General features: G+C 29.1%; 18 protein-coding genes. All 18 read left to right on the top strand.

Annotated elements, in window-relative coordinates; genetic code table 11:
- Positions 1-2 precede the first annotated feature (2 nt).
- The 18 genes from spoIIIAC (at position 3) to TR13x_RS01795 (ending at position 13,742) form a co-directional block, all read left to right on the top strand.
- The gene (spoIIIAC, locus tag TR13x_RS01710; RefSeq protein WP_035161176.1) at positions 3-200 is read left to right on the top strand and encodes a stage III sporulation protein AC; all 198 of its coding nucleotides are present in this window, start codon (positions 3-5) and stop codon (positions 198-200) included.
- A gap of 13 nt (positions 201-213) precedes the next feature.
- Positions 214-600, top strand: a complete 387-nt coding sequence (spoIIIAD, locus tag TR13x_RS01715) for a stage III sporulation protein AD (protein ID WP_054870149.1) — start codon at positions 214-216, stop codon at positions 598-600.
- Positions 601-616: 16 nt separating this feature from the next.
- Positions 617-1,804: a stage III sporulation protein AE gene (spoIIIAE, locus tag TR13x_RS01720; RefSeq protein WP_054870150.1), complete on the top strand. Its 1,188-nt coding sequence runs from the start codon at positions 617-619 to the stop codon at positions 1,802-1,804.
- A gap of 11 nt (positions 1,805-1,815) precedes the next feature.
- Complete coding sequence (spoIIIAF, locus tag TR13x_RS01725; RefSeq protein WP_054870151.1) at positions 1,816-2,451, top strand: stage III sporulation protein AF; 636 nt, start codon at positions 1,816-1,818, stop codon at positions 2,449-2,451.
- Positions 2,452-2,469: 18 nt separating this feature from the next.
- Positions 2,470-3,057 carry a hypothetical protein gene (locus tag TR13x_RS01730; protein ID WP_054870152.1) on the top strand — a complete coding sequence of 196 codons (588 nt, stop codon included), beginning with the start codon at positions 2,470-2,472 and terminating at the stop codon, positions 3,055-3,057.
- Between the two features lie 16 nt (positions 3,058-3,073).
- Positions 3,074-3,745 (top strand): SpoIIIAH-like family protein, encoded by a 672-nt coding sequence (locus TR13x_RS01735; RefSeq protein WP_054870153.1) that lies wholly within the window; start codon positions 3,074-3,076, stop codon positions 3,743-3,745.
- A 74-nt stretch (positions 3,746-3,819) separates the two neighbouring features.
- Positions 3,820-4,221 carry an Asp23/Gls24 family envelope stress response protein gene (locus TR13x_RS01740; RefSeq protein WP_054870154.1) on the top strand — a complete coding sequence of 134 codons (402 nt, stop codon included), beginning with the start codon at positions 3,820-3,822 and terminating at the stop codon, positions 4,219-4,221.
- Positions 4,222-4,283: 62 nt separating this feature from the next.
- A complete protein-coding gene (amaP, locus tag TR13x_RS01745; protein ID WP_054870155.1) occupies positions 4,284-4,823 on the top strand; it encodes an alkaline shock response membrane anchor protein AmaP in 540 nt (179 codons plus the stop codon).
- A gap of 16 nt (positions 4,824-4,839) precedes the next feature.
- A complete protein-coding gene (locus TR13x_RS01750) occupies positions 4,840-5,067 on the top strand; it encodes a DUF2273 domain-containing protein (protein WP_054870156.1) in 228 nt (75 codons plus the stop codon).
- Positions 5,068-5,125: 58 nt separating this feature from the next.
- On the top strand, positions 5,126-5,539 hold the full coding sequence (nusB, locus tag TR13x_RS01755; protein WP_054870157.1) for a transcription antitermination factor NusB: 414 nt from the start codon (positions 5,126-5,128) through the stop codon (positions 5,537-5,539).
- On the top strand, positions 5,532-6,488 hold the full coding sequence (locus tag TR13x_RS01760; RefSeq protein WP_054870450.1) for a hypothetical protein: 957 nt from the start codon (positions 5,532-5,534) through the stop codon (positions 6,486-6,488). The genes nusB and TR13x_RS01760 overlap by 8 nt, the downstream gene beginning before the upstream one ends.
- Before the next feature lie 13 nt (positions 6,489-6,501).
- The gene (folD, locus tag TR13x_RS01765; protein WP_054870158.1) at positions 6,502-7,362 is read left to right on the top strand and encodes a bifunctional methylenetetrahydrofolate dehydrogenase/methenyltetrahydrofolate cyclohydrolase FolD; all 861 of its coding nucleotides are present in this window, start codon (positions 6,502-6,504) and stop codon (positions 7,360-7,362) included.
- Positions 7,344-8,567 carry an exodeoxyribonuclease VII large subunit gene (xseA, locus tag TR13x_RS01770; RefSeq protein WP_054870159.1) on the top strand — a complete coding sequence of 408 codons (1,224 nt, stop codon included), beginning with the start codon at positions 7,344-7,346 and terminating at the stop codon, positions 8,565-8,567. The genes folD and xseA overlap by 19 nt, the downstream gene beginning before the upstream one ends.
- Entirely contained in the window at positions 8,564-8,797 is a 234-nt protein-coding gene (locus TR13x_RS01775) for an exodeoxyribonuclease VII small subunit (protein ID WP_054870160.1), read from the top strand. The genes xseA and TR13x_RS01775 overlap by 4 nt, the downstream gene beginning before the upstream one ends.
- 16 nt (positions 8,798-8,813) lie before the next feature.
- Positions 8,814-9,707 carry a polyprenyl synthetase family protein gene (locus TR13x_RS01780; RefSeq protein WP_054870161.1) on the top strand — a complete coding sequence of 298 codons (894 nt, stop codon included), beginning with the start codon at positions 8,814-8,816 and terminating at the stop codon, positions 9,705-9,707.
- A 716-nt stretch (positions 9,708-10,423) separates the two neighbouring features.
- Complete coding sequence (locus TR13x_RS01785) at positions 10,424-11,056, top strand: hypothetical protein (RefSeq protein WP_054870162.1); 633 nt, start codon at positions 10,424-10,426, stop codon at positions 11,054-11,056.
- Positions 11,049-12,932, top strand: a complete 1,884-nt coding sequence (gene dxs, locus TR13x_RS01790) for a 1-deoxy-D-xylulose-5-phosphate synthase (RefSeq protein WP_054870163.1) — start codon at positions 11,049-11,051, stop codon at positions 12,930-12,932. The genes TR13x_RS01785 and dxs overlap by 8 nt, the downstream gene beginning before the upstream one ends.
- Complete coding sequence (locus TR13x_RS01795) at positions 12,933-13,742, top strand: TlyA family RNA methyltransferase (RefSeq protein ID WP_054870164.1); 810 nt, start codon at positions 12,933-12,935, stop codon at positions 13,740-13,742. It abuts the gene before it with no gap.
- Positions 13,743-13,762 lie beyond the last annotated feature (20 nt).

Raw genomic sequence — 13,762 nt, forward strand, 5'->3', positions numbered from 1 at the left:
ATATGAATGTTGATTTAATCTTTAAAATAGCTGCTATTGGAATTCTAGTATCTGTACTAAATCAAGTTTTAATAAGAGCAGGTAGAGAAGAACAAGCTATGATGACTACATTAGTGGGCTTGGTAGTTGTATTAATGATGGTTATAAATTTGATTAGTAAATTATTTGATAATGTAAAAACAATATTCAACTTATATTGATAGGATGATGTTTATGGAAATTGTACAGATTGTTGGAATAGGTATTATAGCTACTATATTAGCTGTTTTACTAAAGCAGGAAAAACCAGAAATATCTTTACAAATTAGCATAATAACAGGTTTAATAATTTTTATTTTTGTTGTTACAAAGTTAAATTATGTGATTAGTGTATTAAGTAGTTTAGCTCAAAGAATTGATATAGACTTTATATATTTTACTACAATACTTAAAATTATCGGTATTGCGTATATAGCTGAATTTGGTGCTCAGATTTCAAGAGATGCAGGAGAAGAGACAATAGCATCCAAAATTGAATTAGCTGGCAAAATATTGATAATGGCTTTATCGGTACCAATATTATTAGCAGTATTAGATTTAATTCTAAAAATAATGCCATAGGATTTAGGTGATACCAATGAATAATAAGATTTTAAAATTATTATTAATAATATTTTTGTGTTTTGTACCAAAGTATGTTGTTGGAGTAGGAGATAATGGAGTTAATATCGGAGTAGATAATATCATAGAAGAACAGCTTGAAAAGTTAAATATAAAAGAATTACAAAGTATTATTGACAATATTACAAAAAATAATGAACAACTTTTAAATAAAATAGATATTTTAACTTATATAAAATCATTATTAAAGGGTGAAAAAATATTTTCTTTTGAAGAAGTACTAAATAATCTACTGATCTTAATATTTAAAGAACTAATTATAAATTCAAAACTATTAGGTCAGATTTTAATATTAGCAATTCTTTGTGCAGTATTAACTAATATGCAAAATGCTTTTGAAAGTAATACGGTTGGTGAATTAGCGTTTTATGTTTGCTATATGTTGCTAATTGCAATTGCAATGAAAAGTTTTGTGGTTACTATGGGGTTAGCTAATAGAGCTATAGATCAAATGGTTTTATTTATGCAGGCTTTGTTGCCAATTTTAATAACCCTTTTATTAGCAGTAGGAGGAATTACGAGTGCAGCTATTTTTAAGCCGATTATTCTTGGTAGTGTGAGTATAATGAGCACATTGATGAAAAATGTTATATTACCTTTGATTTTTTTTTCAGCAGTAATAGGAATAATTAGTAAATTATCTGATAAAGTACAGATATCAAAATTATCTAGTGTCATTAGACAAATAACAACCACTGTATTAGGTATGTTATTAACAGTTTTTCTAGGTATTATGTCAATTCATGGAGTTGCAACTTCTAAACTAGACGGGGTTACTATTAAAACAGCAAAATTTGCAGTAGATTCTTTTATACCAATTGTAGGCGGTTTTCTATCAGAAGCAATTGATACTGTTATTAGTTGCTCTTTATTACTAAAAAATGCTATTGGGGTAATTGGGTTAATTTTAATATTTATGATTTGCGTTATTCCAATTGTTAAAATAATATCATTGATTTTAATTTATAAATTTACTACTGTTGTAATAGAACCAATTTCAGATAGTAGAATAATCCAATGTTTAAATGAAATCACCAAATCTCTCCTGATGATATTTGCTGTAATTAGTTCAGTAGGTATAATGTTTTTTATAGCTGTTACAATAATTGTTGGAGCTGGGAATATAACGACTATGTTAAGGTAGAGGTGGTACATTTGATAAATTTATTACGACAGTGGACTATTACGATAGTCACGTTAGTTGTACTTATAACTTTTCTTGAAATAATATTACCTAAAAGCGACTTGAAAAAGTACATAAATATTACAACTGGTTTCCTTTTAATAATTACAATATTAAACCCATTCATAAAATTGCTAAGTAATGATATAAATATAGAAAAAGAAGTATTTAAAAATATTGTAATAAATTCAGATAATAATTTTTACATAACAGATGACTACAGAATATACCAGAAAAATCAAACAATAGAATTATATAAAAATAAAATTAAAAGATACATTAAAAAAACTATAGAAGATAAGTTTAAATATAAAGTTATAGAAGTTAGCATTGAAATTGAAAAGAAAGAAACAGAGAATTTTGGGAAAATAAAAAAAATAAATTTAGTATTAAGTCAAGAGAATGTAGCTATAGAAAATTATAATACTTATGATAAGAATTCTATAAATATTGAACCAGTAAGTGAAATAGAAGTAAAATTGAAAAACACTAAGATGGAAAATATAAAAAATAGCGAGGAGATTAACTCTAAATTAGCTGAAATTAAAACACTAATTTCAAATAATTTTAAGATTCCAAGAGAAAGCATTTCAATTATATACCAGTAAAAGGTTAGGAGGATTTTTATGAAAATACTCGATTTATTAAAAGAAAAGTTTGATAATAATAATTTTATAACGACGCTAATGATAATTATTATTTTAGGGGCAATTATTTTAATAGCTACTAGTTCTTTAGTAGAAAAAACTAATAAAGAGAATACACCTGATACAATTTTATATGAAGAAAGTAATATTTCAAAAAATAGCAGTGAAATAATAGAAGATTATGCAAATACGATTGAAAAGAAATTAGAAGATATTTTAAGTAAAATAAAAGGAGTTGGAGAGGTTAAAGTTATGGTAACATTAGAAGATACAGCTGAGAGGATACCAGCAATCAATACAGCCAAAACAGAGGAAAAAACAAGTGAAAAAGATTCAAAGGGAGGTATTAGAGAAGTTTTTAAACAAGATTATTCAGAACAAGTTGTTATTAATGGCAATAATAATGATGCATTAGTAATAATAAAAGAAGTTAAACCAAAAGTAAAAGGAGTTATTGTTGTAGCAGAAGGAGCAGATGATTTATATATTAAGGAAAAACTTTATAACGCTGTGAAAACAGTATTAGGGATAAGTGGTAATAAAGTAGAGGTATTTACTAGCAATTAATGGGGGGGATAGATGAATGATTATTAAGAAAAGGACTTTACTATTAGTATCACTAATAATAATCTTAACAATTATAGGTTATATTAATCATTCAATTACTAAACAGGCATTATTAGAGACTACAAGTGAATATGAGAGGTATGAAAATAAAAATTTACAGGATGTATTGATGGATGATAATAAAACTGTAGAAACTATTTCAACTGATTATGTACAAAATGACAATATAAATAAGGATGATACAATTATTGATAGCAAAGATAGTTCTATATCTTTATTATCAAATAAAACTGAAAATGCAATAGAAGAAAATATTACAAGAGAAGAGAATCGTAAGAGTAATAATTACTTTATAGAATACAGACTTTCAAGAGATAAATTGCGAGCAAGTTTAGTTGAAAGGCTAAATAATATTATTAATAATGAAAAGACAGATGAACAGACTAGGAGAAAAGCACAAGAAGAGATAATAAGAATTGGAAATATTTCCGAGAAAGAATTATTAATAGAAGGCTTAATAAAAGCTAAAGGGTTTGAAGATGCACTTGTCTTTTTAAAAGATAATAGTGTAAGAGTGATTGTATCAGCAGATGTTCTTAGTGAACAAGATGTAATGAAAATTTTGGAAATAGTCAAAAGTGAGACTAACTTTGAACCTTCTGCAATAAAAATAATGAAAAAGTATTAGTTGTATTTGTCAAATGTTGATGGGTTTGGTATAATATTTATGTGTCATTGTACAGATTTTAGGGGGTGAAGTAAATGGCTGAATTAAATAATAAAGCTAGTGAATATGGACAAATCAAAATAGCAGATGAAGTTGTAGGCATTATTGCAGGTTTAGCTGCAACTGAAGTAAAAGGAGTTGCAGGTATGAGTGGTGGAATTGCTGGTGGCATTTCAGAAATGTTAGGAAGAAAAAATTTATCTAAAGGTGTAAAAGTAGAAGTAGGAGAGAAGGAAGCTGCAATAGATTTGTACATAATTGTTGAGTATGGAGCTAAGATACCAGAAGTTGCATGGGAGATACAAGAAAGCGTGAAAAATGCAGTACAGACTATGACGGGATTAAATGTAGTAGAAGTAAATATACATGTTCAAGGCGTTCATATAGAAAAAGAAACTAAGGAAGAAGAACAACAGTTGCAACCAAGAGTTAGATAAAAGATTAAAACCCTCTGATTTTTCAGAGGGTTAATTTAAATATATTTAAGGAAGGTGTTATAATGAACATATTTGATAGGATTGTTTTTACGGTTTTTACTATATTTCTTGTATTAATTTCAATTTTTATAATTATATTACCTTTTAATGCAATACAAAGTAATATAATTGATGAAGTAGTTATTTTCCTAAATAGTATAGAAGGAAATTACTGGTTAGTATTAATAGGTTTAGCAGTATTATTAATAAGTTTAAGACTTTTATTTTCTGGAGTTAAGAATAATAAGAAGAGTAAATATATAATAAAATACACAAGTTTAGGTGAGCTTAGGATATCAACACAAACAATAGAAGGTTTAACTCATAGCATTACAAATAATTTTAGTGAAATAAGAGATGTTAAAGCAAGTATTGAAATAATTGATGATGAGCTAATAATATTGATTAATGCAAAAGTTAGTCCTAATGTTAATATACCTGAAATTATTTTCAAAATACAAGAAAAAGTAAAAGAACATGTTCAAAACTGTTCAGGAATTAAGGTTAGAGAAGTTAAGTTTAAGATTAGCGAAATTGCTTCTCAAGTTAGGACAATTAAGTAAATAAGAGGTGTTAAAAGTGTATAAAGAAAAACTAATAGAATTATTTCAAAAACATCAAGGTAAAGTAATTGGTAGTGTATTAGGATTTTTAATTGCAATAATCATTCTTTTAATTGGGTTTTTTAAAACGTTATTTATTTGTATTTGTGTTTATGCTGGTTATTATTTTGGAAATAAAATTGATAAAAGAGAAGATTTAAAGGAAATACTTGATAGAATTTTACCACCAGCTAAATATAGATAATACATATTTTCTGATAATATAAGGAAAAATAATACAACAAGAGATGAGGTGTATAAGTATGAGTAGAAAGATTGCAAGAGAAGCAGCTGTAAAGTTATTATATCAAATGGAGATAAATGAAGACTTTTCAAAACAAACAAAAGAGATTTTCTTAAAAAACAATCGGTTGAAGGAAGATGAAATAGAATATCTAGACAGAGTTTTTGAACGTTTAATTGAAAAATTGCCAATAATAGATTCGAAGATAGAAAAATATTCAGAAGGATGGAAGATAAATAGGATAGCAAAAGTAGATTTGTCAATTTTAAGACTAGCGATATTTGAAATAATGTATATGGAAGATATACCTGTTGAAGTTTCAATAAATGAAGCTCTAGAAATAAGTAAAAAATATAGTACAGAAGAATCAAGTAAATTTATTAATGGATTACTAGGTGGCTTTGTAAAAGAATGGAATGATATTAATGGATAGTTATCATCTAGGTGTAGATACAAGTGCATATACAACTTCTGTTGCAGTCCTAAATACTGAAGGGAGAATAATTATTGATTTGAGGAAACCATTAAAAGTAAAAAAAGGAAGTTTAGGATTAAGACAGCAAGAAGCAGTTTTCCAACATATAAATAATTTACCTGAAATGTTTAGTCTTATAGCAGAAGAAATTGATGTAAAAAAAATAAAAACTATATCAGCTAGTATAAAACCAAGAAATGTAATTGATTCTTATATGCCAGTTTTTAAGGTCGCACAAGGACATGCATTTATATTAGCAAAGACTTTAGGTGTGGATTATAAAGAGTTTTCACATCAAGACGGGCACATTGCGGCAGGTATTTTAAATTGTTCTATACAATATTTAAAAAGATTTTTAGCTTTACATATTTCAGGAGGAACTACAGAGCTTTTACTTATAGAAAACAAAAAAAATAATTTTTCAATAGAGCATATAGGCGGTACTCTAGATATTAGTGCTGGACAGTTAATTGATAGAATAGGAATTGAGTTAGGGTTACCTTTTCCTTGTGGTCCATATTTGGACGAACTATCAATAAACGGTAGTTTTATAAAAAAGAATATTCCAGTTAGTACTAATAGAACATGGATAAATTTTTCTGGTCCCGAGACTTTTTTAAAAAGAATTATAAAACAAAAAATAGTTAGACCAGAAAATATAGCATTAGAATTATTTAATTGCATTGCTAAATCTTTAAGTAATATTATTGAAGATGCAATTAGAGTATATAAAATAAAAGATATTTTAGTAATAGGGGGGGTTGGATCTAATAATTATATAAGGAAAAAGTTAGAGGAAACTATAGTTAAAAAAGGTATTGGAAAATTGTTTTTTCCAGATAGAATACTTTGTACTGATAATGCTGTTGGAATAGCATATCTTGGATTAACTAAAGACGGAATATAGGAGGGGGAGTCTTATGAAAGACAATGTTATTAATGGTAAAGAAATTGCCAAAAAGATAAGAGCTAATTTAGCTAAAGAAGTTGAAATAATTAAATCAAGATATGGGAAAGTTCCTGGTTTAGCAGTAGTTTTAGTGGGGAATGATCCAGCTTCACATACTTATGTTTCAATGAAAGAAAAGGCATGTAAGAAAATAGGTATGTATTCAGAAGTTCATCGTTTGAGTGAAAATACTTCTCAAGATCAAATAATAGAATTAATAGATAAATTAAACGAAGACGATAAAATAGATGGGATATTAGTACAATTACCTTTACCAAAAGGAATTAATGAAAATATTGTTAACTATAGAATTTCACCTGAAAAGGATGTAGACGGTTTTCATGCTGTAAATGCAGGTAATTTATTCTTAGGTGAAAAAGGGTTTATTCCTTGTACCCCTAAAGGAATTATAAGATTAATTAAAGAAACTGGTATTGAAATCGAAGGAAAAAATGCAGTTGTTGTTGGAAGAAGTAACATTGTAGGTAAACCTACAGCTATTTTATTACTAAATGAAAATGCAACAGTTAAAATATGTCATTCACGCACTAAAGATCTAGCTAAACATGTTAAAGAGGCTGATATTTTAGTTTCAGCAGTTGGTAAACCTGAAATAATAAAAGGGGAAATGATTAAAGAAGGAGCAGTAGTTATTGATGCAGGAACTACAAAAGTTAATGGAAAATTAGTTGGTGATGTAGAATTTGATTTAGCAAAAAATAGAGCTTCTTGGATAACTCCTGTTCCTGGTGGAGTAGGCCCAATGACTATTGCTATGTTATTAGAGAATACATTGGAGGCATTTAAAAAGAGATGGAAATTAGAGCCTTAACAGTTAGTGAATTAAATAATTATTTAAAAAGGGTTCTAATCAATGATCCGATTTTAAATTCAATTAATGTTGAAGGTGAGATATCAAACTTAAAGCGGCATAAAAATGGACATTTATATTTTTCTTTAAAAGATCAAAAATCTAAAGTTAATTGCATCATGTTTAATAACGAAGTACAAAAAAATAAATTTCATATAGAAAATGGATTAAATGTAATTATCTCTGGATATGTTTCTGTATATGAAAGAGATGGGTTATATCAGTTGTATGTAAGAAATATCAAACCAATCGGATTAGGAGAATTGTATTTAGCATTTGAGCAACTAAAAAGAAAACTTCAAAATGAAGGTTTATTTGATATAAAAAAGAAAAAGAAGCTACCATATTTACCCAAAAAAGTAGGAGTAGTAACTTCTGCTTCAGGAGCTGCTATTAAAGATATAATAAAAGTCATGAAAAGGAGATTACCTTCAGCTAATATAATTATTTATCCCGTATTAGTACAAGGGGATAAAGCATCTGAAGATATAAGTAAGGCAATAGAATTTTTTAATCGAAGAGAAGATATTGATGTAATAATTGTTGGTAGAGGTGGTGGGTCAATTGAAGAGTTATGGGCATTTAATGAGGAAAAAGTTGCAAAAGCTATTTTCCAATCTAAAATACCCATTGTATCAGCAGTAGGTCATGAAACAGATTTCACAATTTCAGATTATGTAGCTGATTTAAGAGCACCAACACCATCAGCAGCTGCTGAGTTAGTGGTACCAAACATAATTGAATTAAAGAAAAGAATTTTTTTACAATACAAAAGGTTAATAAAATCATATGAAAGCTATGTAAGGAGCAGGCAGAGCTTAATTTATAATTATAAAATATTGATTGCAAGTACTAGGTTTACAGAAAAAATGGAAGTCAAAAGACAAAATCTTGAGTATTGTTACAAGGGTTTATTAAATAGTATTGATAGATACATTAATAATAATTTAAACAAGATTACTTTTTTAAATGAAAAACTTAACAGTTTAAACCCTAAAGAGTCTTTAAATAGAGGATATGCAATACCAATAAAACAAAATCAAAAAATAGTAAAAAGTGTTGATGAAGTAATTGATGGTGAAATTTTGACATTAGTATTAAGTAATGGGTTGATAAAGGTAAAGGTTATGGGAAAATCCAAGTTAATAGGGGTTGATAGTAAGTGAAAGAAGAGGTAGAGAATATTAAATTTGAAGAAGCATTAGAAAAATTAGAACAAACAGTAAGAAAAATAGAGAGTGGGCAACTTACTTTAGATGAGACTATAGAAGCGTTTACAAAAGGTGTTAAATTATACAATCATTGTTTGAGAATGCTGAATGAAGCTGAAGGGAAGATTAAAATGATTGTAGAAAAAGAAAATGGAAAATATGAAGAAATAGATTTTACTATATAGTATTTAGGAGGATAGTATGGAGTTAAAGCAAGAATTAGAAAAATATAAAAATATAGTAGAAAAAGAGCTAGATAAAATACTACCAAAATATAATACACCTCAAAAAAGAATTTTCGAAGCAATGAGATACAGTATATTTGCAGGTGGTAAAAGATTAAGACCAATATTAACACTAAAAACATGTGAACTAGTTGGAGGAAATTATAGGGATGCTATTAATTTTGCTCTTTCATTAGAAATGATACATACATATTCGCTTATCCATGATGATTTACCATCTATGGACAATGATGATTATAGGAGAGGGAAGCTAACGAATCATAAGGTATTTGGTGAAGGAATTGCTGTACTTGCTGGTGATGGACTGCTAAATTTAGCTTTTGAAACAATGATAAAGGATATTATAAATGATAATGATAAATCTGAGAGAAAAATTAAAGCGTTAAAGATAATAGCTGAATCTTCTGGTGTTTTTGGAATGATTGGTGGACAGGTTGTGGATATAATTTCAGAAGGGAAAAACATAGACGAAAGTACTTTATTATATATACATGAGAAGAAAACTTCTGCATTGATAGAAGCATCGATTCTAGCAGGAGCAATAATTGGTGGGGCATCGGTAGATGAATTAAAGTATTTAAATACTTATGCTAAAGCGATAGGTCTTGGATATCAGATAAGAGATGACATTTTAGATAAAATTGGTGATTCAGAGAAACTAGGTAAAAAAGTTGGAAGTGATGACGAAAATAATAAAACAACGTATTTAACTTTTTATGAAATTGAAGAGGCCGTTAAAAAAACAGAGCAATTATGTAAAGATGCTATTAAAGCATTAAGCTGTTTTGATGAAGAAAAAGTAAAATTCTTTAAAGAATTAGCCAAATATCTCGTTTACAGAGAAAATTAATTCTATTTTGTATATATTTAGTTTTTTAGTTGTATTTAGTTCATACTGCCATAAATAAGGGTTTGAATTAGGAAATTGTTTATGTTATAATATCATCTACTTGGAGTGGTGCAGTATTCTAGTCAGACCAGCTAATTCTGAAGGCGGGGCTAAAAATCCGTCAAAGGGCATATCGATGAAGTTCCTGGTTACGGCTGCCGACGCCCAGTCGGGGGTCGTTTCTGGGAGTAAGGAGGATGGGGCGATCCACAATGGCATGTGGGCGTTGACCCTACCTCCGTGGAGACTCATGCTATGCATGAGATACCCTGCATTGTGGTGTATAGCTACATGCAGCGTAGCCTGCCTTGAGTGAAATAGGTGGATAACAGTTAAACTTTGATTTCTAAGGGCCCTAGAATGAGAAGTATTGCTGTTGAAACCTATTTTGCAAAAGAGGCTAGGAATTAGTATGGCTGTAGAGGAAAACTCCTAGACTGTTCTTTATGAAGTATACTGAGGATTACAGTGCGGACTAAGTGGTAATCTAGCCTTGCCTTTGGCGACAAGGTAAAGATGAGATTAAAGGGAAACCGCTGCTATGGCGACATGCAGTTCTCATCTGGGAAATCCTGCTAGACCTTAAGCCGCAAGATTTACTCAGTATACTACCACTCCAAGTTAGCTGATAGCTTTAGCTATCAGCTTTATTTCTATTAGTAATTGGGGGTATAGAATTGCCTAAAGCTGGTAATCGTAGTAATAATAAAAAAAATAGAAGAAAAATTGGATATAATATTAAATGGATTTTAATGATATCAATTTGGACATTTTTATTAGCAATTTTAGTTAGCTTATTATCAGAAAATTTGATGAGAAACTTAGGCTTATTAACTGCAACAGTTGTTTTAAATTTAATAATTTTATTAGGTGTTATTTTTGATATAATTGGAACAGCTGTTACTGCAGCTGATGAGAAACCATTTCATTCCATGGCTTCAAATAAAGTTATAGAAGCCAAATATGCGTTAAAATTAATTAGAAATGCAGGTATTGTATCTAATTTTTGCAATGATGTAATTGGTGATATAGCAGGTATAATTAGTGGAGCAGCTGGGACAATAATTGTAGTTAAGGTTATTTCACTATACGATTTTAAAAATGTAGCTGCTATTAGTGTGATTGTTAGTAGTATTATAGCATCTATGACAGTTGGAGGTAAAGCTTTAGGTAAGGAATTTGCATTGCAAAAAACTAATAAGATAATAGAATTTGCGTCTAAAATTTTAATGATTTTAGATAAAAAATTTAGAATAGATTTATTGCCAGATTTAAAAAGAAAAAAAAGAGGTAGAAGGCGGGATGACTAAGTTGGCTAAGTTATTAGATAAAATAAATGATGTTAATGATATTAAACAACTTAAAAATATAGAACTAAAAAAATTAGCTGAAGAGATAAGAAATTTTATTATTGAAACAATTTCACAAACTGGTGGTCATTTAGCTTCTAATTTAGGAGTCGTAGAGTTAACCCTTGCCTTACATAAAGTGTTTGATAGTCCTAAAGATAAAATAATCTGGGACGTTGGGCATCAATCATACGTACATAAAATAATTACTGGGAGAAAAAGAGAATTCCATACTATTCGTCAATTCAAAGGACTTAGTGGATTTCCAAAAAGAAAGGAAAGTGTTCATGATATTTTCGAAACAGGACATAGTTCTACCTCTATATCTGCTGGATTAGGTTATGCAATTAGTAGAGATATAAAAGGTGAGGATTATAACGTTATTTGTGTAATTGGAGATGGTGCTATGACTGCTGGTATGGCTTTTGAAGCCATGAACCATGCAGGACATTTAAGAACAAGGTTAATTGTTATTTTAAATGACAATGAGATGTCAATTTCTCAAAATGTAGGTGGTTTATCATTATACTTAAATAAAATAAGAACGGCACCAACATATTTTAAAATGAAAGAGGATGTCGAGAATATTTTAAATAGCATTCCTGCGATTGGAAAAAAAGTGTATAAGACTGCAGAAAGAGCAAAGGATAGTTTGAAATATTTTCTTTTACCGGGAATGATATTTGAGGAATTAGGTTTTAAGTATTTAGGACCTGTTGATGGTCATAATATAAGTTCTTTAATTAATGTACTTAAAAGAGCTAGAAATGTTGATGGTCCTGTTCTGATTCACGTTATAACTAAAAAGGGTAAAGGATATAAACCAGCTGAAGAAGACCCAGATAAGTTCCATAGCGCAAGTCCATTTGAAATTGAAACTGGCAAGTTTAAGAAAAAATTAAATAAGCCAAAATATTCGGAAGTACTAGGAGAGACTCTTGTAGAATTAGCTAAAAAGGATAAAAGAATAGTTGCTATCACAGCAGCTATGCCAAGTGGTACCGGACTTGACAAGTTTAAAACAGAATTAAAAGAAAGATTTTTTGATGTAGGAATTGCAGAACAACATGGCGTTACTTTAGCAGCTGGGCTTGCAGAAAGTGGAATGAAACCATTTTTTGCAGTATACTCAACATTTTTACAGAGAGGTTATGACCAGGTACTTCATGATGTTTGCATACAACAATTACCAGTAGTTTTTGCTATTGACAGAGCTGGTTTGGTTGGAAGCGATGGTGAAACACACCATGGTGTTTTCGATTATTCATATTTAAGCCATATTCCTAACATAACTATAATGGCTCCTAAGGATTTATTAGAATTTAAAGAAATGATAAAATTTGCAGTCGATTTTGATAAACCTTTGGCAATAAGATACCCAAGAGGTTATTGTAGTGATTTGAGTGAAATTACATCATCATATAAAATAGAGCATGGAAAGGGAGAAATTTTAATTAATGGTAAAGAAATTGCTATAATAGCAGTCGGGAAAATGGTACAATATGGTTATGAAGTTGTAAAATGTTTGAGGAAAGATAATATTAGTGCAACACTAGTTAACGCAAGATTTGTTAAACCTTTAGATAGAGAATTAATTTCAAGTCTAACTAAAAAGCATAACATTATAATAACTATGGAGGAAAATGCTAAAATTGGCGGGTTTGGTAGTTTAGTAAATAGTATATTATTAGAGCTAAATTATAACGGAAAAGTATTAAATATTGGTGTTCCGGATACTTTTATAGAACATGGAAATGTAGAAGAACTTTATGACTTATGTAATATGAGTGTAGAAAAAATTGTTGATTCTATTAAAAGTATATATAAGGAGGGCTAAATGAAAACCAATAAAGAAAGAATAGATATACTTCTAGTTAAAAAAGGTTTGGTAGAAACTAGAGAAAAAGCAAAAAAGTATATTATGGCAGGCATAGTATATGCAGAAGAACAGAAAATTGATAAGCCAGGTACAAAAGTGGATGTAAATAGTAATATTGTTGTGAGAGGAAATCCTATACCTTATGTAAGTAGAGGTGGATTAAAACTTGAAAAAGCTTTAAATATATTTCCAATAAGCATTAACGGCAAAGTAGCAATGGATATTGGAGCTTCAACAGGAGGTTTTACTGACTGTATGCTGCAAAATGGAGCTCAAAAAGTATACGCTATTGATGTTGGATATGGGCAATTAGCATGGAAATTAAGAAATGATGATAGGGTTATAGTTATGGAGAGGACAAATATTAGATATGTTAAACCAGAGGATATAGGTGAATTGGTAGATTTAGTTACAATCGATGTTTCATTTATTTCACTTAAACTAGTTCTGCCAGTTGTTTACAAATTAACAAAAGAAAATGCGGACATTATTACACTTATAAAGCCACAATTTGAAGCAGGTAGAGATAAGGTAGGAAAAAAGGGCGTAGTAAGGGATAAGAAAACACATGTAGAAGTTATAAGTAACATATTTGATTTTTGTAAAGAAATAGGTCTTTATATGATCGGGCTTACTTATTCACCTGTAAAAGGTGCTGAAGGAAATATTGAGTATTTAGCACATATTGTTAAAGCAAAAAGTGAAATAGCAATAGATAAAGATGCGTTTATACAGGAAGTTGTAGATATGTCGCATACAAACCTCTAGTTAAATGTATTAAGGGATTA

It is taken from the genome of Caloranaerobacter sp. TR13, assembly GCF_001316435.1.
In the GTDB taxonomy this organism is placed as follows: domain Bacteria; phylum Bacillota; class Clostridia; order Tissierellales; family Thermohalobacteraceae; genus Caloranaerobacter.